We start from the raw sequence: 20,560 nt of genomic DNA, 5'->3' as shown, positions 1-20,560 counted from the left end.
GGGCGGGGCAGTGGGCCGCTCTTCGCGGAGTTCCACGCCCTCGTGAGCACGGGACGCGCCTGCGGGGCGGCACATCGTCCGGGCTGCTGAATTCGTGTACGCGGTGTGCGGGGGCGATCGTGCCCTCGGCTGCCCGCAGCGGAGGGCCGCTCCGAGAGGGCAGGCCTACCCGCATAAGGGAGGTATGCGCCATTCCGTCTCTGTGCGACCGCATCGGGCTGTCTGTTCGATTTCCGGTGACGGCCCGGTGTGGTCGACTGTGCCCGGCTCGGCATGACCGTTTCTTTACCCGCTCTCCAGGCAGCGGCTGTTCCTCCCTGCGCGGCGCTCGCTCTCGCCCCGGGGGAGGTCACTGCCCGAGCGTGGATGGTCCATGAGCACCGATGCCCAGAACTCATGAAGATGCACAGCTACCCCACCCGCACCGGGACAACCCGCGAAGGCCGAGGCCGACGACTGGGTCTCTTCTCACCTTCGGGCGATGCGGGAAGTGAGCGACGCACATCGATCGGCCAGTTCCGCAGGATTCACCTTCTCTGGGAGGAGTACGGGTCATGGGGTTCATGCGTTACAAGGCGACGGGCTTCAGCTGGGTGCTGGCGGCTCCGGCGGGCAGTGAGTGGCGGCTGCTGTTCTCGCAGGGCATGGAGGGTGCCCTGGTCAACGAGCAGCAGCGGATCGGCTCGGACTGGCTCACCGGGCTGGCGCCCCAGTTGTTCAACTTCCCGAACCGGGGCGCGGCGCTCGGTGCTCTGCTGCTGTCCCGGCCGGGGGAGCCGCAGCAGAGCCTCTTCTTCTACGGCAACACCTACACCTGGTACGACTGGGAGCAGGGCGGGCGGGTCCTGAGCGAGGGGCCGTGGACGACGCTGGCCAACTGGGGCACGGCGCTCCCGGCCGGCTACCGCTCCCAGGTCGACGTCCTGTTCCAGGCGCCGAACGCGGCGGACGGCTCACGGCAGACGTACTTCTTCAAGGGCGGGCGGGTCCTCACCCTGAACTGGTCCACCGGGGTGGTGCGCGAGGCGCTGATCACCGAGGGGCCGGACGCGTCGGGGTGCGCGGGCTGGGCCGCGCTGCCGGAGGACTTCCGTTCCGGCCTGGATCATGTGGCCCCGTACAAGCCCGCGGCGGACGGCACCCGGCAGAGTCTGCTGATCAAGGGCGCCCAGGGGGTCCTGCTGAACTGGAAGACCGGGGTCCTGGCCTCCGGCGCGCTGGACCGGCTCGGTGTGCCCGGACTGGCCGCGCTCCCCGAGCACTACCGCACGGCCCACCGCCCGTTCACCGGCCGCTGGACCGGCACCCTCGGCAACCAGCGGGTCGAGGTGCGCGTCGACATGGAGGGCGAGCGGCCCCTGGGCGTCATCAGCGGCGACCTGTTCACCGGCAACACCTGGACCGACTCCTTCCGCACCACCACCGAGCTGCTGGTCGTATCGGGGTACGGCCTGGTCAACGTGAGCGCCACGGGCCTGTCCTGGGCGAACAACTCGCCATGGACGAACGTCGTGTTCCAGACGTCCCGGGTCGCCGTGAACAGTCCCCTGTCCACGGCCCACTTCGCCCTGCTGACGCGCGACAACAGCACGACACTGCAACTGACTTGCTCCCACGTGGGTCCGGCGCTGCGCTCGGTCGAGCTGGAGACCGACGCCATGGCGGGCACCCAGGTCTTCCAGAGCTACGACACCTCCCGCGGGGCCGCCGTCCCGCGCGGCTACCGCAACCGGGTGCTGACCCTCGCCTCCGCCTACGCCGAGGCGGGCATCGAACTCAAGAACGCGGGCCAGGTCAATGTGGTCGCCGACAGCTCGGGCGCCGATCTGAAGTGGTCGGAGGCCGAGCTGCATGCCGCGATGGAGGCCAACTTCAGCCTTCACCGGGACGCCGAGCAGTGGAAGATCTGGGCCTTCATCGCCACGTACCACTCCTACCACGACAGCATCGCCGGGATCATGTTCGACGAGACCGGCAGGCAGCGCCAGGGCGTGGCCGTCTTCTCCAACGCCCTGCGGGACTACAACGCGCTCAACACCGCGATGGAGCTGTTCACCTACGTCCACGAGCTGGGGCACGTCTTCAACATGCTCCACTCCTGGGAGAAGAACCTGGCCGTCCCGCCCGCCCCGCTGGGGCCGAACAACGGTTTCGGCGAACTGTCCTGGATGAACTACCCGTCGGTGTACGCCAACGGCGATCGGCGGCCGGAGCACTTCTGGCAGGACTTCCCGTACTCCTTCAGCGACAACGAACTGCGCCACCTGCGCCACGGCTTCTACCGCCACATCGTCCCCGGCGGCGACAACGCCATCACCAACGCCGCACTCGACCTCAGCTCCACCGCACAGGCGTTCACCCTGCCGGGCACCGGCGAGGACCCGGGCCTGTCCCTGTCGCTGGGCGGGAAGCGGTTCTTCGGCTACGGCGAACCGGTCATGGCCGAGCTGCGGCTCTCCCGCACCGGGATCGGCGGGGACGTCACCGTGGCCGGGGCGATCGGCCCGAAGGGCGAGCGGACCACGGTCGTGATCACCGATCCGTACGGCCGTACCCGGGTCTTCCGGCCCATCGCCCGCGCCTGCACGGGACACGGCCCCCAGGAGCGGACCGTCACCCTCACCGAGGCGAACCCGGCCGTCTACGAGACCGCCTACCTCGGCTACGGCAGCGACGGCCTGTACTTCGCCGAACCCGGCCTCTACAAGATCACCGCCGTCCACACCGGCCTCGACGGCGCCCGCACCGTCTCGCCCACCCGCACCATCCGGGTCCGTACCCCGCTCGACCGCGCGGACCAGGAGGTCGGCGAACTCCTCACCGGTGACGACCAGGGCACCCTGCTGGCCTTCCTCGGCTCCGACGCGCCCCACCTCACCGCCGGGAACGACGCCCTCCAGGAGCTCGTCGAACGCCACGGCGACCACCCGCTCGCCGCCTACGCCCGTCTCGCGCGGGGCGCCAACGCCGGACGCCACTTCCAGACCGTCGGCGACGGGCGCCTCCAGGTCCGCCAGCCCGACACCAAGACCGCCGTCGCCCAACTCACCGAAGCGGTCACCGTCTCCCGTACCGACCAGGACACCGGCCTGGACAACCTCACCCTCAACGCCGCCTTCCGCCGCCTCGCCACCGTCCACGCCAAGGCCGGCGACCTCGAACGCGCCGAGGCCACCCTCGACACCCTCGTCACCCACTTCCACGACCAGGGCGTTCCCGCCCCCGTACAGCAGCGCATCCAGGAACAGGCCGACACGACCCGCGCCCGGATCCGCGAGACCGCCTCAGAGCAGCAGGACTCCTGACGAGCCGTCGCGGCGGGTCGTGATCACTCCGGGGTCACGGTGACGCGGGGCTGGTTTCGGGGATGCCGGCCCGCTGCGACAGCGAGGTGGAGTAGCGGCGCAGCAGAAGGACCGCGGTGGTGGCGAGGCCGGTGAGGAGGCCGAGCCAGATGCCGAGGGCGTCCAGTTCCAGGGCGTGGGAGAGGAGCCAGGCAGCGGGCAGGCCCACGGCCCAGTAGCCGACGAGGGTGATCCGGAAGCCGCTCTTGGTGTCGTCGAGGCCGCGCAGCAGGCCGACGCCGATGTTCTGGGCGCAGTCGAAGAACTGGAGGAAGGCGGTGACGATCAGCAGGTCCGTGGCGATGCTGACGGCACGGTCCGCGCCGGAGTCCAGGAAGGGGGCGAGGACCATCCCGGGGAGGGCGAGGTAGACGAGGCCGACGGCGGTCATGACGGCGGCGGCGCAGGCGAGGGCGGTGTTCTTGATCCGGCGGGCGTGGTCGACACGGCCGAGGGCGAGTTCGCGGCTGACGTTGAGGGACGCCGCGTGCGAGAGGCCGACCGCGACCTGGAAGACGATGTAGACGAGCTGGTTGACGGCGGTGTGCGCGGCGAGGGCCGCAGGGCCGAAGGAACCCGCGAGGAGCGCGGTGACCGAGAAGAAACCGGCTTCGGAGCCGTAGGTCGCGGCGATCGGGACGCCGAGACGGATCAGCTTGCGGACGGTGGCGGGATCGGCCCGGGTGATGTTCAGCGTGAGCATCGGCGCCAGCTCGGGGTCGCGCCGGGCGGAGCCGTACAGCGCGAGGAAGGACAGCAGATGGACGAGTGAGCTCGCGATGCCGATGCCGTTGAGGCCCAGTTCGGGCAGGAGCCAGGTGCCGTGCATGAGGACCCAGGCCAGTCCCGCGTTGACGGCGACGGAGGCGAGGGTGATCCGGAGCAGGCCCTGCGGACGTCGCATCCCGACCGTGAACTGCCGTATCGCCTGGAACCACAGACAGGGCAGCAGACCGGGGGCGAGGACGAGCAACATGTCCTGGACCAGGGAGACGACGGCCGCGTCCTGGCCGAGCCAGGTCAGGGTCCGGCCGATGAGGAGCATCAGGACGCCCCCGCCGAGTCCGGCGAGCGTGGCTACCGCCAGGCTCGCCCGGACGATGGCGCGCACTTCGCCGTGGGCCGCGCCGGCGGAGTCCTCGCCGTTCTTCTCCGCCCGGGCCGTCGCCGCGGCGATCTGGTTGCCGACGGAGGTGATCAGGCCGACGCCCGTGGTGCGGAGCTGGTTGAAGATCACCAGGGCGAGGCCGCCGGCCGCCAGCTCGCGCGTGCCGAGGAGGCCCATCATCACGGTGGACGTGGTGCCGATGGCGACCTGGGCGAGCTGGGTGAGGACCAGCGGGACGGCGAGCGTCGCGAGGGCGCGGCTGTCGCGGAGAAGAGTGGTCAGCATGAGGTCATCGGTTCCTGCGGAGTGTGGTGAGCAGTTCGTCGGTCTCCCGCTCGGTTCTCCGGGGAGAGCAGGCCGCGGGCACGCATCCAGTCGTCGTTGGGGACCGTGTCGAGGTACGTCTCTCCACCGTCGTTGATCAGTGCGACCATAATCGTTCCGCGCGAAGGTGAGTTGAGCCGGGTGAGCACCTCGCGGACGACCCCGCCGTCGGTGCCGCCGAGCGTTCCGCCGGTGTTCTCCTGAGTTCTCCCCATCGCGGGCCGTCTGCACGGCCGGTTCCCTCGCGGGCGGCTGCGGCCGGTTCCTCGGTGCCGGCGACCGGCTCGGTGCCCATGGCCTTCATCCCTCGGTCGAACGGCCGGAGCGGGCCTCCGTCGGGAACGGCGCCGCACTCATTGGGCATCCGACGCGTCACGGAAGGCATCGCTGAAGTCGGGCGAGGCGAGCCTCTTTCAGCTGCCTCTGGATCGCTCGCAAGTTGAACAACTGGCGCTGTGGTGGGTGGAGTTCGGGGAAAGCGATGCGCGCTCATATGCAACCGGATCGACTTTCTGATGATCCGTCATTTTGCGATGCGGGTTGTCATAAGGGTAGGCAAGCCTAAGAATATCGTGGTTCTTCCTTCGATGTGGATAGAGGCTGTACGTGAACGTGACCAGGCGACAAGCGCTGCTGGCCAGTGGGACGATGGGCGCGACGGCGCTCCTCGCCGCCTGCTCGGACGGGAACGCCCCCGCCGGCCGGCCCGCCACCAGCGGGGGCAAACCCGCGAAGGGCGGCACGCTCCGGGTCGGTGCCCTCGGTCGCGCCAACGCCGTCACCCGCGACCCCCACGGCACCCAGGCCAACGAGAGCGACTATCTGATCATCGCCCTCCTGTACGACACCCTCACCGCCCCCGGAAGCGGCGAGAGCAACACCGCGCCCCGGCTCGCCAGCGCCTGGAAGCCCTCCGCCGATCTGAAGACCTGGCGCTTCACCCTGGCCCCCGGCGCCACCTTCCACGACGGCACGCCCGTCACCGCCGAGGACGTCGTCTGGTCGCTGCGCAGACTCCGCGGCACCCCCGCCGGCGCCTCCCGACTCCCCGGCATCAAGGCCTCGAACATCACCGCCGACGGCGAAACGATCGTTCTCGTCTCCGACTACCCCAACGCCGAACTCCCCCTCCTCACCCGGCTGTCCACCTTCGTCCTCAAGAAGGACACCCCCGAGGGCGAGCTGGAGAAGGCCCCCGGGACCGGCCCCTTCCGCCTCGACTGGTACCGGTCCGGCAACGCCCGACTCGTACGCAACGAGAAGTGGCACGGTGGCGAGGTCCTCCTCGACGCCATCGAGGTCAAGATCTTCGAGTCCCCGCAGGCGATGGCCAATGCCCTGCTCGCCGGACAGATCGACCTCGCCTCCAATGCCGGAGCCGTCGCCGCCCGCACCGCCGAGAAGCGCAAGGACATACGGATCGTCCGCCGCCCCGACGACATGGCCATGCCCATCGTCATGCGCGCCGGATCCGGACCCTTCGCCGACCGAAGGGTCCGCGAAGCCCTGCGGCTCGCCGTCGACCGCAAGGCCATGGTCGACCAGGTCCTCTCCGGCTACGGCAGCGTCGGCAACGACATCCTCGGCACGGGAGACCCCGCCTACGCCCGGGACATCCCGCAGCGCACCCGCGACCTCCAGCGGGCCAGGGCCCTGCTGAAGGAGGCGGACTTCGACACTTCGAAGACCTACCGGCTCGTCACCACCGAGGACATCCCCGGACTCGCCGAGTCCGCCACCCTCTTCGCCACCCAAGTCCGTGAGGCCGACGTCCGGATCGAGGTCGTCAAGCAGGAATCCGCCGCCTTCTACGAGAAGACCTGGCTCAAGGGCGACCTCTACACCACCTACTGGGGCACCAACGACTCCGTCGTCTTCCTCGCCAGCAAGACCATGGTCTCCGAGGCCGCCCAGAACGAAGCCGCCTGGGAGAACGCCGACTTCGACACCGCCTACCGCAAGGCCATCGGTACCCGGAACCCCACCGACCGCACCCGGGCCCTGCACCGGCTCCAGCTCCTGGAGCACGAGCACTCCGGCTATCTGCTCTGGGGCGTCGCCGAGGGCATCGACCTCGCCACCGCCGCTGTCCGCGACCTTCCCGAGCTGCCCGGCTACGGACGGGTCCAGCTGGAGCGGACATGGCTGGCCCGCTGACCGCGAGAGGCCCCGACGGCGCCGCCGCACCAGGTCCCGGCGCGGGCACCCGTCTGCACCGGGGCCTGTACGGCACCCTATGGCTCGGCGGGGTCCTCGCCCGTCGGCTGCTGCTGCTCGCCGTGCTGCTCGCCGCCGTCTTCGCCGCCGTGGAACTGCTGCCGGGCGACGCCGCGAACGCCACCTCCGAACGCGGCGAGACCAGCGCCGACATCGACGCCCGACGGGTCCTGCTCGGCCTTGACCGTCCCGTCCACGAACGCTTCGTCGACTGGATGACCGGACTGCCCACCGGGGAGCTCGGCGTCTCCGCACGGGGCGAATCCATCGCCGACCTCCTCTCCCGCCCCTTCCCCAACACCCTGCTGCTCGGCGGTACGGCGCTGCTCGTCACCCTGCTCGTCTCGGTCGCCCTGGGCTGCTGGGCCGCGCTGCGCCCCGGCGGGGCCGTCGACCGCACGGTCTCCGCCACCGCGACCGGCGTTCTCGCCCTGCCCGAGTTCGTGGTCGCGGTAGCCCTCGTCCTGACCCTCTCCCTGTGGACCGGTTGGTTCCCCGCCGTCACCCTCGCGGGGGCGGACGGCACCCCCGCCTCCTGGGACATGATGGTCCTGCCCGTCCTGGCGCTGGCGATCCCCCAGATCGGCTGGAACATCCGGATCGTGCGCGCGGCCCTCGCCGACGAGGCCGACGCCCCGCACGTGGAGAGCGCCGTGCTCGACGGGCTGTCCCGGCACCGCGTCCTCACCCACCATCTGCTGCCCGGCGCGCTGCCCACCATCACGGCGGGCATCGCCACCTCCACCGGCATGCTCCTCGGCGGGGCGGTCGTGGTGGAGACCGTCTTCAACTACCCGGGCATCGGATCCGTCCTCGCCGGCGCAGTCACCGACCGCGACAGCCCCCTCATCGCCGCCGTCGTGGCAGTCACCGGGACCGTCATCACCCTCGTCCTGCTGGCCGCCGATCTGATCCGCGCCTGGGCCTCCGGAGCACGCATATGACCACTGACCACCAGAAGGGCCCCGACCACAGCACCGGCCGGGGTCCGGACCCGACACCGGGAGCATCCGGGAACACCCCGGGCCGTCGGCCTGCGCACATCGGTGTCCTGCTCCGCACCGCGCCCGCGCTCCTCCTTCTCCTCGTGGCCGTTGCCGGTCCCTCCCTCGCCCCCCACGCCATCGACGTCCCCGTCGCGGCCCCGTACGCCGGACCCGTCAGCGACGCCCCCCTCGGCGGGGACCAGCTCGGCCGGGACGTCCTCAGCCGCCTCCTCGCGGGCGGCCGCGAACTCATCGCGACCTCCCTCCTCGTCGCTCTCGTCGTCACCGCCCTCTCCGCTCTGCTCGGCACCGTCGCCGTCCTCCGCCCCACCGTCGGAAGGATCGTCGAACGCACCGCCGATGTCCTCATGCTGCTCCCCGCCGTGCTCGGAATCCTGCTCATCGCACTCTCCTGGCCGGACGGCGGACGCCTCGCGGTGATCACCGCTGCCGTCGTGATGGGCGTGCCCTACGCCGTTCGCCTCGTCACCGGCGCGGCGGCACCCATCGCGGCCTCCGGCTACCTTGAGGCCGCCGCCGTCGGCGGAGAACGCCTGTGGCACCTCGCCGTCCGGGACGTGCTGCCCAACCTCCGCGCCACCCTTCTCGCCCTCTTCGGACTGCGCTTCGTCGCCGCCGTCTACCTCGTCGCGACCGCGGGTTTCCTCCAGGTCGGACCCCAGCCCCCGGCCGCGGACTGGGCACTGATGATCCGCGAGAACGCCGCCGGCATCGTCCTCAACCCCTGGGCCGTCCTGGCCCCCAGCATCGCCATCGGCCTGCTGGCCATGAGCGTCAACCTCGCTGCCTCCGCGCTCGTCCCGAGGAGCGGCCGGAAAGCGGTGAACACCCGGTGAACCACACTCCGCAGTGGTACCCCGAAGGCCGGACCCCCGAGCGCGAAGTCACCGTGGACGTCGCCGGGCTGACCATCACGGCATCGAACGGTCGGCTCCTTCTCGACGGGGGCACCCTCCGCCTCGCCCCCGGCCGGGTCACCGCCCTCACCGGGGTCTCCGGGAGCGGCAAGACCACCCTGCTGCGCGCGATCGCCGGGGCACTGCCGCACGGGGCCCGCCGGACCGCCGGCCGGGTGGAGATCGACGGCCGGGACGTCCTGGACCTCGGCCCCGATGCCCTGCGCGCCCTGCGCCGCCACCGGCTCGCCTACGTCGGCCAGGACCCCGCGACCGGGCTCAACCCCCGGATGAGAGTGCGCGGACTCCTCTCCGAGATCACCGGGAACCGCGACACAGAGGCGCTCATCGCCCTGCTGGAGGAGGTCCGCCTCCCCGGAGACCGGGCTTTCCTGTCCCGCCGGCCCGGTGAGCTCTCCGGCGGCCAGCAGCGCCGGGTCGCCCTCGCCCGTGCCCTCGCCCGCCACCCGTCGGTCCTCCTCCTGGACGAGCCGACCGCCGGCCTCGACCCGGCACTGCGGGACGAGATCGCCGACATGCTGCGCCACCTCGCCCGCAGCCACCGGCTCGCCATCGCGCTGTCCTGTCATGACGGCGACCTCGTTTCCCGGCTCGCGGACGAGGTCGTGAACCTCTCCCCGGCCGTAGGCCGCCGGACCGGCTCACCGGCCCGGCCCGTCGACCGGATCGCTCCGGTAGCCGACGCCCCCGTGCTCTCCGTCACCGGATTGCACGCCGCGTTTCGCCGCCGCGGGGCCGATGTGCCCGTACTGCACGACATAGAGTTCAGCCTCGATCCTGGAACGGCCGCAGGGATCGCCGGGCCCTCCGGCTCGGGCAAGACCACACTGATCCGGGCGATCGCGGGACTTCACCGGCCCGCCACCGGCACGGTGACCCTGTCCGGCGCTCTCCTCGCGCCCACCGTTTCGGGACGCAGCCGGGAGCAGTGCCGCCGCCTCCAGTTCGTTCCGCAGGATCCGCTGGGCACGCTCAATCCCGCTCGCTCCCTCGGGGCCGCCATCGGCCGACCCCTGCGGCTGCACCGCCGGACCGCCGGCCGGGCCGCGACCGCCGACCGCGTACGGGAGCTGCTGGGCGATGTCGGCCTCCCCGCCGACTTCGCCGGCCGCTATCCATCGGAACTCTCCGGCGGCCAGCGCCAGCGCGCCTCGATCGCCCGGGCCCTGGCGGCGGACCCGGACGTCCTCCTGTGCGACGAGGTGACCTCCGCGCTGGACGCCTCCACTGCCGAGGCCATCATGGACCTGCTGGAAAGGCTCCGCGTGGAACGTGGTCTGTCGATCGTCCACATCAGCCACGACCTGCGCCTGCTGGCGACGTGTACGGACACGATGCTCGTCCTCACGGAAGGCCGGGTCACCCGCTCCGGGCCCACGGCGGGGGTGCTGGCCGAACAGCTGGACGTCCGTGATGAGAAGGCGGAGTCCGGCTCCGCCGTGATGCCCTGATCACGCTTGATCGCCTTGAACGGCTGTGGCCGGAAGGGGTGAGGACTCCGGGTGTTGGCGACCGGTCCTGCTCTGCACCTGCGTGCGGAGGAGACCTGACCGAAGCTGTGGTGATGGGGGAAGGAGCGTGCTCCGAACCGGCCGCGGGAGGCCCTCGCCCGGCACGTGTGTCACCGACGTCCCGGGACGACACCACCTGGCACCGGGGTGCGACACCACGTGGCACCGGGGTGCGTTCCGGGCCCGCCGCGGTGGGTGTCAGCGGAACGTGTCCAGGGTGCTGGTCAGGTCGGGCCCGGGCGTCCCGGGAAGGGTGACGGTGCCGGGTGGCGTGTGCCGGGAGAGCTTCTCGCCCTCGATGTCCACGTTCGGCAGGATCCGGTCGATCCAGCCCGGCAGGGACCAGGCACGGCGGCCGAGGAGGGCGAGCGCTGCGGGCACGATGGTCATCCGGACGACGAAGGCGTCCAGGGCGACCGCGATCGCGAGTCCGAAGCCCAGCGACTTGATCATGGAGTCGGCGGAGCCCACGAAGCCGGCGAAGACGGCGATCATGATCAGGGCGGCGACGGTCACGACGGTGGAGCTGTGTCGGAAGCCGGACTCGATCGCCGTACGGGCGTCCGCGCCATGTACGTATGCCTCGCGCATCCGGGTCACCAGGAACACCTGGTAGTCCATGGCCAGACCGAAGACGATGCCGACCATCAGGATGGGCATCAGACTCATGACCGGCCCGGTCTGCTCCAGACCCACCAGATCCTTGAGCCAGCCCCACTGGAAGACCGCGACGAGCGCGCCGAGCGAGGCCAGCACCGACAGCAGGAAGCCGAGGGCGGCCTTGACGGGCACCAGGATGGAGCGGAAGACCAGGATCAGCAGGAGCACGGCGAGTCCGACGACGAGCGCCAGATAGGGCAGGATCGCCGCACTGAACTTGTCGGAGACGTCAAGGTTGAGCGCCGTCGTACCGGTCACCAGGGAGCGGGCCCCGGTCTGCGACTCGATGTCGCCGGCGAGGGAACGGATGTCGTCCACCAGGCTCTTGGTGGCATCGCTGTCCGGTGCGCTCTTCGGGACGACGGTGATGATGGCGGTGTCGCCGGCCTCGTTGAAGGTGGCGGGCGTCACGGCGGCCGGGCCCGGCAGCCCGGCGAGGGCGGAGCCCAGTGCCTTCGCGCCCTCTCGGGCGGCGGTCGGGTCATGGTGGTCGACGGTCACCGTGAGCGGGCCGTTGAAACCGGGGCCGAAGGACTGCGAGAGCATGTCGTAGGCCTTGCGCTGGGTGGACGAGGTGGCCTTGGACCCGTCGTCCGGCAGCCCGAGTTCGAGCTTCGTGGCTGGTAGGGCGATCACGCCCAGCGCCGCCACGGCCAGCAGGAGCACCGTCGCCGGCCGGCGCATGACGCAGGAGATCCAGCGCTGTCCCGGGCCGGGTCGGCCGGGGCGGGCCGTGGCGGCGAAACGGCGGCGCGGGCGGCGCCCGCCGATGCGTTCGCCGGCGAAGCCGAGGAGCGCGGGGACGAGGGTGGTGGCGACCAGGACGGCCACGGCGACGGCCCCCGCGGCGGCCAGCCCCATGGAGGTGAGGATGGGCAGATTCACCACGGCCAGGCCCGCGAGGGCGATCACCACGGTCAACCCGGCGAAGACCACGGCGGAACCGGCGGTGCCGTTGGCACGGGCGGCTGCCTCACGCGCGTCGTAGCCCTCGACGCGCTCTGTGCGGTAGCGGGAAACGATGAAGAGGGCGTAGTCGATGCCTACGGCGATGCCCAGCATCGTGGCGAGGGCCGAGGTGTTGCTGTCGAGGTCGAGCGGCCCGCTGAGCGCGGTGATGGCGGTCAGGCTCACCCCGACCCCGACCACGGCGGTGAGCAGCGGCAGCCCGGCGGCGACCAGGGAGCCGAAGGTGAGGAAGAGGATGACCGCGGCCAGGGCGAAGCCGACGGCCTCGGCGGTGTGGCTCGCCCCGGGTGGAGCCAGGGCGTTGCCGGACGCCTCGACGATCAGTCCGTGGTCGCGGCCCGACTCCAGGGCCCTCTCCAGCCCCAGGTGGTCGCCGCCGGTCAGCTCGGTGTCCGCCGCGGTGTAGGTGACCTGCGCGTACGCGGTGGTGCCATCGGCGCTTACCGCCTTGGCCGCGAAGGGGTCGGTGACCTGGGCGATGTCGGGGGAGGACTTCTCCACCCCGGCCAGGGTCGCCGCGAGCGCGTTCCGGTTCCCGGCTTCGCCGATCTTCTCCCCGTCAGGGGCCCTGAGCACGACGCGGGCGGTTGCCCCGTCGGCATTGGCGGCGGGGAACTTCTCCGCCAGCAGGTCCATGGCCCGCTGCGCTTCTGTCCCCGGCAGGGTGATGGCGGAGCCGGTGGGCCCCGGGCCGCCGACGGCGACGGCGCCCAGCGCGCCGAGGACGAGCGCCCACAGAAGGACGACGAGCCGGCGCCGCCGGAAGGCGAAACGGCCTACCCGGTGGAGGAAGGTAGCCATGAGGAGGACTCCGTATCGAGGGGGGTTTCGGGCGTGCGGTGCCGGAAGCCCGGCGGGAGCGTTCTCGCGGGGCTGTGGAAGGCGTTCGGATGAAGGTGCACGGATGTGAGGGCATGTCGATGGCGCGGGCATGCCCGAGAACGGAGGCGGCTTCGGGCCGTCTCCGGCCATGGCGTGACGGAACGCCACCGGGAGAGGACGGTCCTACCGGAACGGTGGTCCGCCGGCTCTGTGGTCCGATCCGGCGACCGGGGTCAGTTCAGCGGTTACCCGGCGACCCTGGGGTGGGCGGCGAGCGCGGGCAGCAGCACCGTGTCGACGACGGCCACGAGCTGTTCCTCGGTGGCCGAGGTGCCGTGGAGGATGCCCTGGGCGAGCCAGGGGCCGAAGACGATCTGGTCCGCCAGGGCGATGACCGGGTTTTCGGCCGCGATCTCCCCCCTCGTCACGGCGTGCTCGAAGAGCCGGGCGAGATCCTTCAGGATCGGGTGGATCAGCACTTCTCGGACGATCTCCATGAGGTTCTCGTCCCGCACGATTGCCGCCGAGACGGAGGCGAACACCTCCTTGGCCGGATCGTCCGCCACCAGATACCGAACGAAGGCCACCAGGTCACCGCGGAGAGTGCCGGTGTCGATCTCCGCGAACTCGACCCCGCGGGTGCTCCCCTGCGCCTTCCAGGCGGAGATCACCAGTCGTGGCTTGCTCTCCCACTGCCGGTAGAGCGTGGCCGTGCTGCACTTGGCGCGCTGGGCGACCGCCGCCATGGTCACCCCGTCGTAGCCGACCTCGCCGACCAGCTCCGCCGTCACCCGCAGCAGCTCGCGTTCCCGCTCGGGGGTGAGCCTGCGGCGGCGTGACACCCCTGGTGCCTCGGTTGCCTCGGCCATGGCCGCTCCATTCGACGATCGCTGCTGCCGCCGTCACCCTAACCAGCCCATCTATCGAAAATCAAATTTTCGAAAATGATGTTTTCGCTACCGGGAGACCCGTTCGATCGGGCCTGGCCGCCTCGACCGCACGGTCGGCGCGATGCCTGGTTCGCTGTGATGTGCACAGGGATTCGGCCAAGGTCAGTGGATCGGCCAATTCGTCGTGGAACGCGCGCTTCCCGTTGATCGCCGGAGCCCACGGGGACAAGCTTCAGCGCAGCCGGGGCGGGGGCCCCGGCGCACCATGGGGAAGTAGGGAGAGCTCACACATCATGTCGATTCGCAGAACGTTCTCCGTCGCAGCCGTGGCGGCGACCCTGGCGGGCGCCGCGTTGATCACCGCACCCATCGCCCAGGCGGCACCCGCCGTGCCCTCGGCACCCGCCGCGCCCACCGCCGCCCAGTCGGTCTGGCTGAACTACGGCTCGTACTACTCCGCGACGAACTGTCACTCCACGGGGCAGGCCCTGGTCCGGGTCGGGCACGCGTTGGAGTACTCCTGTGGCAACGCCCCGGACTACGAGCTGTGGGTCCGACGCGGCTGACCTTCCGGCTCGGGCACCCGCCGTGCCGCCCGGGAGCGGGCGGCACGGCGCGTGCCCCGCACCCCTGTCCGGTGAGGCGGTGGGGGTCGACCCGCTCCCCGGCCCCGCGCCTTGCGCAACCGGCTCTGCCGGCTCCGGCCGGGTGCGGCGCCCGAGTGTGGCGACCGTCTCATGAGCCGGCGGGCGCGGACCGCGATCCGCTGCCCCTCGCCGGGCCCGCCGGGAGTCGACCTCGTACCAAGTAGCCGCTGGTCAGAGGGTGTTGGGCGAGGGTTCGCCGCCCGCCGGCGTGCCGCTGTCGACCCGTACCGCTCCGCGCCCCGTTTCCCACTCCGTCTCGCTATGTGTCATCACTTGACATTAGTCCGCCTTATGGAAGATAAAGATCAAAGTTTGGGTTGAACTTCACGCTCTGTGATGTTTGGGCGTGATTCCGTCGAACATCTATGTGAATGAGTGCTGCCGTGTCCCACCCCGCCGTTCCCGTGTCCCCGACCCCCGATCCCGTACGGGAGTGGGAGGCGTGGTGTGCCGAGCGGCGGAGCGCGGTCACCTCCGCGACCGGCAACCTCGCCCTCGTCGAGACGCGTTGGCTCCCCCCGGGCCAGCTCCCGGACCCGGCGGCCGAGCGTGCCGGGCAGCCGGCGACCGTCACGGTCACCACCGTCGAGCGCACCGACCTCGTCACCGGCGAGCCCGAGTACGGGCTGCGCTTCTGGGACGCCGACGCCCCCGCGATCCGCGCCTTCGAACACACCGAGGTCTTCCCCTACGACCCGGCGTGGGTGCTGGACGCCACGTACACCCCCGTCACCGGGGCCCGGAAGGTCGCCTTCGAGCACATCCGGGACAACGGCGGCACCCGTGACCTGGTCGTGCCCGGCGACATCCGGTTGACCGTCGACGGCCGCGACTACACCCTCAACGCCTTCGACGACGACGGCGTGCTGCTGCTGGTCTTCGGTGACCCCACCAACGGACAGACCACCTACGGTGCCGGTCGCTTCCTCTTCGTGGAGCGCACCGGTCAGGACACCGTCCGCCTCGACTTCAACCGGGCCTTCGTGCCGCCCTGCGGATTCTCCGATCAGTACAACTGTCCGATGCCGCCGCGGCAGAACCGCTTCCACCTGCCCGTCGCGGCCGGCGAGAAGCGTCCCGTCTTCCGCGGCGGCGTCCCCGCACAGCACTGATCCGACCCCGGCACTTCCTCCCGCCGCAGCACGAAAGCGCACTCCTCTGCCATGAGCACCAAGAACCTCCGCACCTCCTCCGCCCTCTCCGCCGCGACCGCCGCGGTCCTCGCCCTCACCCTCACCGCCTGCGCGGGCGACTCCACCGGCACCACCTCCGGCGGCAAGCACGACCCGAACGCCACCGTGAACATTGGCTCCCTCTACGAGCCGCAGAACCTCGACAACACCGGCGGCGGCGGACAGGGCGTCACCGAAGCCCTCCACGGCAACGTCTACGAAGGGCTGTTCAAGCTCACCGACGGCGGCAAGGTGGAACCGCTCCTCGCCGAGTCCCACCAGATCAGCGCCGACGGCCTGACCTACACCTTCACCCTCCGCGACGGCGTCACCTTCCACAGCGGCAAGAAGCTCACCAGCCAGGACGTCAAGCACAGCCTGGAACGCGTGCTCGCCCCCGACTCCCAGTCGGCACGGAAGAAGAACCTCTCCGTGGTGAAGTCGATCGCCACCCCCGACCCGCGCACGGTCACCGTCAAGCTCTCCCAGAAGTCGATCTCCTTCGTCTACAACCTGACGTACGTGTGGATCGTCAGCTCCGAGGCGAAGGACCTCAAGCAGAGCGAGGACGGCACCGGTCCCTACCGGCTCGACCGGTGGACCCGCGGCTCCGCCCTGAGCCTGGACCGCTTCGCGGAGTACTGGAGCGACGCGGCGGCCAACAAGAAGGTCGTCTTCCGCTACTTCAAGGACGCGACCGCACTCAACAACGCCCTGCTGACCAACGCCGTCGACGTGGTCACCAGCGAGCAGTCGCCCGACGCCCTCGACCAGTTCGAGAACAACTCCAGCTACAAGGTCACCGAGGGCAACTCCACCACCAAGCTGCTGCTCGCGTTCAACGACAAGGCCAAGCCCTTCGACGACACCCGGGTCCGCCAGGCGGTCTCCTTCGCCATCGACGACAAGAAGCTGCTGGAGTCCGTCTGGGGCGGCCACGGCAAGCTGATCGGCTCCATGGTCCCGCCCACCGACCCGTGGTACGAGGACCTCACCGCGATCGACGCCCACGACCCCGAGCGCGCCAAGAAGCTGCTCGCCGAAGCCGGCTACCCCAAGGGCTTCAGCCTCACCCTCGACACCCCCAACTACGACCCGCACCCGACGGCCGCCACCTTCATCACCTCCCAGCTCGCCAAGGTCGGCATCACCGTCAAGATCAACACGATCACCCCGGACGAGTGGTACACCAAGGTCTACAAGAACCGGGACTTCCAGGCCACGCTCCAGGAGCACGTCAACGACCGCGACCTGGTCTGGTACGGAAACCCGGACTTCTACTGGGGCTACGACAACCCGCAGGTCACCGCCTGGGTCGAGAAGGCCGAGCAGTCCTCCACCGCCGCCGAGCAGACCGAACTGCTGAAGAAGGTCAACCGCAAGACCGCCGAAGACGCGGCCAGCGACTGGCTCTACCTCTACCCGCAGATCGTGGTGGCCAACTCCCGGATCTCCGGCTACCCGCTCAACGGCCTGAACTCGCAGTTCTACGCCTACGACATCAAGAAGGGCTGATGGCGCGCTACGTCCTGCGACGCTTCGCCTTCCTGCTGGTCTCGCTGGCCCTGGCGAGCGTGGTGCTCTTCGTCCTGCTGCGGATGCTCCCCGGCGACCCGGCCAACGCGCTGACCGCCGTCGGAGCCACCGACGAGCAGATCGCCGCCGCCCGCGCGTCGATCGGTTCGGACCGTCCGCTGCCGGAACAGTTCGTCCACTGGATCGGCCAGTTGGTCCGCGGTGACCTCGGAACCTCCTTCGTCAGCTCGCTGCCGGTGGGGCCCGAGGTCACCACCCGGCTCAGGGTCACCCTCCCACTCACCCTCGCCGCGTTCGTGCTGGCCGTACTGATCGCCGTACCGGCCGGCTTCCTCGCCGCCCACAAGCGGCGCACCTGGTACGGCGCCCTGCTCAACGGGGTCTCCCAGCTCGGCATCGCCATCCCGGTGTTCTGGCTCGGCATGATCCTGATCGTGGTCCTCGCGGTGAACGCCCGCTGGTTCCCCGCCGGCGGCTTCCCGCCCGACGGCTGGGCCCAGCCCGGCGAAGCGGTCCGCTCGCTCGTCCTCCCGGTGATCACCATCGCCCTGGTGATGAGCGCGTCGCTGATCCGGTACGTGCGCTCCGCCGCCCTCGACGTCCTCGGCAGCGACCACCTGCGCACCGCACGCGCACTGGGGTCCTCCTTCGGCGGTGCGATGTGGCGCCACGGGCTGCGCAACGCCTCCGTACCGGTCATCTCCGTCCTCGGCATCGAGTTGGCCTCCACGCTGCTCGGCGCGGTCGTCGTGGAGTCCGTCTTCGCCCTGCCGGGGCTCGGCTCCCTGCTCACCACCGGCATCACCCAGCACGACTACCCCGTCATCCAGGGCGTGCTGTTCGTGTCCACCCTCGCGGTCCTGCTGATCGGCTTCGCCGCGGACCTCGTCCAACGGATCGTCGACCCGCGCCTGCGCGCCGGACTGTCGGGAGGCCCCCGGTGACGTCCCTCGAACCCGTGACCACGAGCGCCGCACCACCCGCGGCCACCACCGGGCCCGGGCGCGCCGGGACCGGTACGAAGCGCCGCACCACCCGGCGCTCGTACACCCTGATCGTCGGCTGCGCGCTGGCCGGCTCGATCGCCCTGCTCGCCCTCGTCGCCCTCTGCTGGCTCCCGTACGCCACCGACGACACCTCGGGCGGTCGGCTCGCCGGGCCCGACGGGGACCACCTCCTCGGCACCGACAAGCTCGGCCGTGACCTGCTGACCCAGGTGATGAACGGCGCCACGATCGCCTTCCAGGCCGGCCTCGGCTCCGTCCTGATCGCCGCGACCCTCGGGCTGGTGCTCGGCGTGCTCGCCGCCTTCGCCCAGGGCTGGCTGGACGACGGCCTCTCCGCCTTCCTCGACATCCTGATCGCCTTCCCGACCCTGCTGCTCGCGATGCTCGTCGTGGCCGCCCGCTCCGGCACCCTCGGCTCGGCGGTCCTCGCCATCGGCCTGGCGCAGAGCGCGGTCGTCGCACGGCTCGTGCGCATCCTGGTCAAACGGGTCCTGGCGCAGGACTACATCACCGCCGCCCACACCTCCGGCACCTCCTGGGGCCGGATCGTGACCGGCCACGTGCTGCCCAACATCTGGCCCACCCTCGCGGTGAACCTGGCGCTCCAGTTCGGCCTGGCGGTGCTCGCCGAAGCGGGCCTGTCCTACCTCGGGCTCGGCGCGCCACCGCCCAACGCGTCCTGGGGCCGGCTACTGCTGGAGGCCCAGGCCACCTTCACCACCGCCCCGATCGGCGCGCTCGCCCCCGGAATCCTCCTGGTCGTCCTCGTCATCGGCGTCAACCTGATCGCCGACGGGCTGCGCGACACCCTCGACCCGACCACCCGCGAGAGGCCCGCATGAGCATCCTCGCCGTCCGCGACCTGGTCATCCGCACCGCCGGCGGACGCACGCTCGTGGACCACCTGTCCCTGAACATCGCCCCCGGCGAACGCCTCGGCCTGATCGGTGAGTCGGGGTCGGGCAAGTCCCTGACCTCGCTCGCCGCCCTCGGCCTGCTGCCCGAGGGAATGACCGCCACCGGCAGCGTCGAACTGGCCGGCACCCAGGTCGTGGGCGCCACCGAGAAGGAACTCACCGCGGTACGGGGCAACGAGGCCGCGATCGTCTTCCAGGAGCCCCTGACCGCGCTCGACCCGCTGATGCGCGTCGGCCGTCAGATCGCCGAGCCCCTCGCCCGCCACCGGGGTCTGAAGGGCGCCGCGCTGCGCCAGGCCGTCGTGGAAGCCCTCCGGCAGGTCCGGCTACCCGAACCCGAACGGCTGGCCCGCTCCTTCCCCCACGAGATCTCCGGCGGTCAGCGACAGCGGGTCGCCCTCGCGATGGCCCTGGCCTGCGAACCCCGACTCCTGATCGCCGACGAGCCGACGACCGCGCTCGACGTCACCGTCCAGTCCGATCTGCTCGACCTGCTCGACGCACTGGTCCGGGAACGGGCGATGGCGCTGCTGTTCATCAGCCACGACCTCGCGGTGGTGGCGCGGACCTCGGAGCGGGTCATCGTCCTCAAGGACGGCCGGGCGGTCGAGGAAGGCACCGTGCAGGAGGTGGTGCACGCACCCCGCGACCCGTACACCGCGTCCCTGGTGGACAGCGCACGCCAGCTGGAGCACGCCCTGGACCGACGGAGGACGCGATGACACCCACCAGGACCGGGCCGGTGCTGGAGCTGGACGGCGTCTCCTACGCGTACCGGGGCAGCGCCGCGCCCGTCGTGAGCGACATCCACCTTTCCGTCGCCCCCGGGGACAGTCTCGCGCTCGTCGGCGAGTCGGGCACCGGCAAGACCACGCTGCTCAGGCTGCTGCTCGGGCTCGCCCGGCCCACCGCGGGCACGGTCCGCTTCGACGGAGCCGAGCTGCGACTGCGTGACCGCGCACTGATGCGGCGCTTCCGCCGCGGCGTGCAGTGCGTCTTCCAGGACCCGTACTCCTCGCTCGACCCGCGCCGGCGCATCGGCTACACCGTGGCCGAGCCGCTGTGCTCGCTCGGTCTGGACGACCGTCGCACGGCGGCGCCCAAGGTGGCCGCCGCGCTGGCCGCGGTCGGTCTGCCGGCGGACGCGGCCGACCGCTACCCGCACGAGTTCTCCGGCGGTCAGCGGCAGCGGATCGCGATCGCCCGCGCGACGGTGTGCGACCCACGGGTGCTCCTCGCCGACGAGCCCGTCAGCGCGCTGGACGTTACCACCCGCGTCAAGGTCGTGGACCTCCTCCACGAACTGCGCGAGGAACGCGGTCTGACGCTGGTGATGGTCTCCCACGACCTGTCGGTGGTGGCATCGCTGTGCGAGCGTACGGCGGTGTTGGAGAAGGGGCGCGTGGTGGAGGAGGGGACGACGGACCAGGTGCTGGGGGCGCCGGAGCACCCGTACACGCAGCGTCTGATGTCGAGCGTGCCGCGCTTGCCGGCGTAGCGGGGACGAGCACG

16 protein-coding genes are annotated in these 20,560 nt (G+C 70.9%); 12 read left to right on the top strand and 4 right to left on the bottom strand.

The annotated features are described in order from the left end of the window. The first annotated feature begins 554 nt into the window (after positions 1-554). Positions 555-3,305 carry a hypothetical protein gene (locus tag ACFV88_RS31640; RefSeq protein WP_385495533.1) on the top strand — a complete coding sequence of 917 codons (2,751 nt, stop codon included), beginning with the start codon at positions 555-557 and terminating at the stop codon, positions 3,303-3,305. A gap of 34 nt (positions 3,306-3,339) precedes the next feature. On the opposite strand, the gene ACFV88_RS31635 is transcribed toward ACFV88_RS31640, so the two are convergent. Further along, positions 3,340-4,737 carry an MATE family efflux transporter gene (locus tag ACFV88_RS31635; protein WP_385495532.1) on the bottom strand — a complete coding sequence of 466 codons (1,398 nt, stop codon included), beginning with the start codon at positions 4,735-4,737 and terminating at the stop codon, positions 3,340-3,342. Then, positions 4,731-4,991 (bottom strand): hypothetical protein, encoded by a 261-nt coding sequence (locus ACFV88_RS31630; protein WP_385495531.1) that lies wholly within the window; start codon positions 4,989-4,991, stop codon positions 4,731-4,733. The genes ACFV88_RS31635 and ACFV88_RS31630 overlap by 7 nt, the downstream gene beginning before the upstream one ends. 433 nt (positions 4,992-5,424) lie before the next feature. Between ACFV88_RS31630 and ACFV88_RS31625 the strand changes: the two genes are divergently transcribed. From ACFV88_RS31625 to ACFV88_RS31610, 4 genes are read left to right on the top strand one after another with little or no spacing between them, the layout of a single operon-like run. Continuing rightward, positions 5,425-6,933: an ABC transporter substrate-binding protein gene (locus tag ACFV88_RS31625; RefSeq protein ID WP_385495560.1), complete on the top strand. Its 1,509-nt coding sequence runs from the start codon at positions 5,425-5,427 to the stop codon at positions 6,931-6,933. After that, positions 6,918-7,937 (top strand): ABC transporter permease, encoded by a 1,020-nt coding sequence (locus ACFV88_RS31620; protein ID WP_385495529.1) that lies wholly within the window; start codon positions 6,918-6,920, stop codon positions 7,935-7,937. The genes ACFV88_RS31625 and ACFV88_RS31620 overlap by 16 nt, the downstream gene beginning before the upstream one ends. Then, complete coding sequence (locus tag ACFV88_RS31615; protein WP_385495528.1) at positions 7,934-8,836, top strand: ABC transporter permease; 903 nt, start codon at positions 7,934-7,936, stop codon at positions 8,834-8,836. Before ACFV88_RS31620 ends, ACFV88_RS31615 begins: the two co-directional genes overlap by 4 nt. Then, positions 8,833-10,368, top strand: a complete 1,536-nt coding sequence (locus ACFV88_RS31610; RefSeq protein WP_385495527.1) for an ABC transporter ATP-binding protein — start codon at positions 8,833-8,835, stop codon at positions 10,366-10,368. The genes ACFV88_RS31615 and ACFV88_RS31610 overlap by 4 nt, the downstream gene beginning before the upstream one ends. A gap of 258 nt (positions 10,369-10,626) precedes the next feature. On the opposite strand, the gene ACFV88_RS31605 is transcribed toward ACFV88_RS31610, so the two are convergent. Both ACFV88_RS31605 and ACFV88_RS31600 read right to left on the bottom strand, forming a co-directional pair. Next, the gene (locus tag ACFV88_RS31605; RefSeq protein ID WP_385495526.1) at positions 10,627-12,858 is read right to left on the bottom strand and encodes an MMPL family transporter; all 2,232 of its coding nucleotides are present in this window, start codon (positions 12,856-12,858) and stop codon (positions 10,627-10,629) included. 266 nt (positions 12,859-13,124) lie between these two features. Continuing rightward, entirely contained in the window at positions 13,125-13,748 is a 624-nt protein-coding gene (locus ACFV88_RS31600; protein WP_385495524.1) for a TetR/AcrR family transcriptional regulator, read from the bottom strand. A 314-nt stretch (positions 13,749-14,062) separates the two neighbouring features. On the opposite strand from ACFV88_RS31600, the gene ACFV88_RS31595 reads away from it, so the two are divergent. The 7 genes from ACFV88_RS31595 to ACFV88_RS31565 all read left to right on the top strand — a co-directional run bounded on the left by ACFV88_RS31595 (position 14,063) and on the right by ACFV88_RS31565 (position 20,546). Then, entirely contained in the window at positions 14,063-14,335 is a 273-nt protein-coding gene (locus tag ACFV88_RS31595; protein ID WP_385495523.1) for a hypothetical protein, read from the top strand. A 452-nt stretch (positions 14,336-14,787) separates the two neighbouring features. Then, positions 14,788-15,528 (top strand): DUF1684 domain-containing protein, encoded by a 741-nt coding sequence (locus tag ACFV88_RS31590; RefSeq protein WP_385495522.1) that lies wholly within the window; start codon positions 14,788-14,790, stop codon positions 15,526-15,528. A 51-nt stretch (positions 15,529-15,579) separates the two neighbouring features. Then, positions 15,580-17,103: an ABC transporter substrate-binding protein gene (locus tag ACFV88_RS31585; RefSeq protein ID WP_385495520.1), complete on the top strand. Its 1,524-nt coding sequence runs from the start codon at positions 15,580-15,582 to the stop codon at positions 17,101-17,103. Beyond that, positions 17,103-18,068, top strand: a complete 966-nt coding sequence (locus tag ACFV88_RS31580) for an ABC transporter permease (RefSeq protein WP_385495519.1) — start codon at positions 17,103-17,105, stop codon at positions 18,066-18,068. Before ACFV88_RS31585 ends, ACFV88_RS31580 begins: the two co-directional genes overlap by 1 nt. Next, positions 18,065-18,973, top strand: coding sequence for an ABC transporter permease (locus ACFV88_RS31575; RefSeq protein ID WP_385495518.1), 909 nt, complete (start codon positions 18,065-18,067; stop codon positions 18,971-18,973). The genes ACFV88_RS31580 and ACFV88_RS31575 overlap by 4 nt, the downstream gene beginning before the upstream one ends. Then, positions 18,970-19,770, top strand: coding sequence for an ATP-binding cassette domain-containing protein (locus ACFV88_RS31570; protein ID WP_385495517.1), 801 nt, complete (start codon positions 18,970-18,972; stop codon positions 19,768-19,770). Before ACFV88_RS31575 ends, ACFV88_RS31570 begins: the two co-directional genes overlap by 4 nt. Then, positions 19,767-20,546: an ABC transporter ATP-binding protein gene (locus ACFV88_RS31565; protein ID WP_385495514.1), complete on the top strand. Its 780-nt coding sequence runs from the start codon at positions 19,767-19,769 to the stop codon at positions 20,544-20,546. Before ACFV88_RS31570 ends, ACFV88_RS31565 begins: the two co-directional genes overlap by 4 nt. Positions 20,547-20,560 lie beyond the last annotated feature (14 nt).

Origin of the sequence: Streptomyces sp. NPDC059816 (genome assembly GCF_042732055.1) — a bacterium.
Classification (GTDB): domain Bacteria; phylum Actinomycetota; class Actinomycetes; order Streptomycetales; family Streptomycetaceae; genus Streptomyces.
Note: the sequence above shows the minus strand (reverse complement) of the source record. Positions and strands in the feature narration are given on the sequence as shown.